This window comes from Pseudomonas sp. PS01299 (assembly GCF_029960145.1).
Classification (GTDB): Bacteria; Pseudomonadota; Gammaproteobacteria; order Pseudomonadales; family Pseudomonadaceae; genus Aquipseudomonas; species Aquipseudomonas putida_A.
In genome coordinates this window covers 1-1,782 of sequence record NZ_JASCPO010000460.1, presented here as the reverse complement: position 1 = coordinate 1,782, position 1,782 = coordinate 1, and the positions used below count along the sequence as shown (strand labels likewise).

The following is a 1,782-nucleotide window of genomic DNA, read 5'->3' as shown; positions in this document are numbered from 1 at the left end:
GGGCTTGCTCGCGAAGAGGCCAGCACATTCAATATCCATGTTGATGGTGCCGACGCCTTCGCGAGCAAGCCCGCTCCCACAGGTTCGGTGGTGTTTGTAGAAGGTGTGTTTCAGCGCAGAATCCGCTACATTTTCCGGCCGCCCCTCATATGGTGAATCCGCTTCATGTCTCTTGCGCTCGAACGTCTAGTCGCTGGCACGCCGATCCCTTTCGCTGGCAACCGCGTGACCGTGGTCAGCCCCGAACTGGCGGCGCGGTTTCAGCCCGGTGACCACCTGCTGGTCGAGCAGGTGAGTGGCGAGCTGTTGCTGATTCCGGTGGTCGATCAACAAGCGGCTGCGGTGGCAATCGAGCGTGCTGAAGCGGCATTCACTGCATTGTCGGCAGTCTCCGACGAGGCCATCAGCCACTTCTTCGATCTGTTCGCACAACGCCTGGAAACCGCAGAGTGCTGGAACCTGATCGAAGCCGCCAACCTGGCCGACATCGAACGCGCCAAGGCCCGTGGCCGCTCGACCACCCGACTGCTCGCCGACGAACGCATGCGCCGCGACATGATCGCCGGTCTGCGCGCCTGGCGGGATGCGCCGGCCACGCGCGGCAAGGTCATCAGCAGCGTCGAACACGACGGCTGGAAGGTCGAGCAAGTGGTGTCGCCGCTGGGCATCGTGGCGTTCGTGTTCGAAGGACGGCCGAACGTGTTCGCCGATGCCGCCGGTGTACTGCGCACCGGCAACACTGCGGTGCTGCGTATCGGCAGCGATGCATTGGGCACCGCGCAAGCAATCGTCACTCACGCGCTGAATCCGGCGCTGGCCGATGCCGGTTTGCCAGCGGGTGCGGTGTCGCTGGTGGAAAGCGTCAATCACGCCGCCGGTTGGGCGATGTTCGCCGACCGGCGTTTGTCGCTGGCGGTGGCCCGGGGTTCGGGCCGCGCGGTCAGCCAGTTGGGCAGCATCGCCCAGCAGGCGGGCACGGCGGTCAGCCTGCACGGCACTGGTGGCGCGTGGCTGATTGCCGATCGTGACGCCGACGCCACGCGCTTCGCCGCCGTGGTGCGTAATTCGCTGGATCGCAAAGTCTGCAACACGCTGAACGTCTGCCTGATTCAACGTGATCGTGCCGTCGAGCTGATCCCGCTGTTCCTCAATGCGCTGCAGCAGGCCGGCAGCGCACGCGGTCAGGGCTGCAAATTGCACATCGTCACAGGCTGCGAAAGTTACCTGCCGGCTGAGTGGCAGAACGCGACGGTCGAGGTCTATCGCGCCGAGGGTTATCAGACCGAAGCTCTGGCCGAAGCGTTGGCGGAATCAGAGCTGGGCCGCGAGTGGGAGTGGGAAGAAACCCCGGAAGTCAGCCTGATGATTGTCGACGAACTGGATCAGGCGATCGCGCTGTTCAACCGCTACAGCCCGCAGTTCACGGTGTCGTTGATCAGCGAGGATGCTGCTGCGCAAGAGCGTTTTTACAACGCGGTGAACGCGCCGTTTGTGGGTAACGGGATTACCCGTTGGGTCGATGGCCAGTACGCGCTGAACAAGCCGGAACTGGGGCTTTCGAACTGGGAGAGCGGGCGCCTGTTTGCGCGCAGTGCGATTCTTTCGGGGGATGGGGTGTTCACGGTGCGTAGCCGTATGACCCAGATCGACCTCAGCGTAAAACGCTGAAAACGCCTTATCCCGATTGATGCACACCGGCCCTGTGGCGAGGGGATTTATCCCCGATGGGGCGCGAAGCGGCCCCAAGAGATCGGGCCTGCTGCGCAGTCCATCGGGGATAAA

The 1,782-nt window shown here is 63.5% G+C and carries 1 protein-coding gene; it reads left to right on the top strand.

Annotated elements, in window-relative coordinates; genetic code table 11:
- Nucleotides 1-165 precede the first annotated feature (165 nt).
- Nucleotides 166-1,668, top strand: a complete 1,503-nt coding sequence (locus QMX91_RS30985) for an aldehyde dehydrogenase family protein (protein ID WP_282413895.1) — start codon at nt 166-168, stop codon at nt 1,666-1,668.
- Nucleotides 1,669-1,782 lie beyond the last annotated feature (114 nt).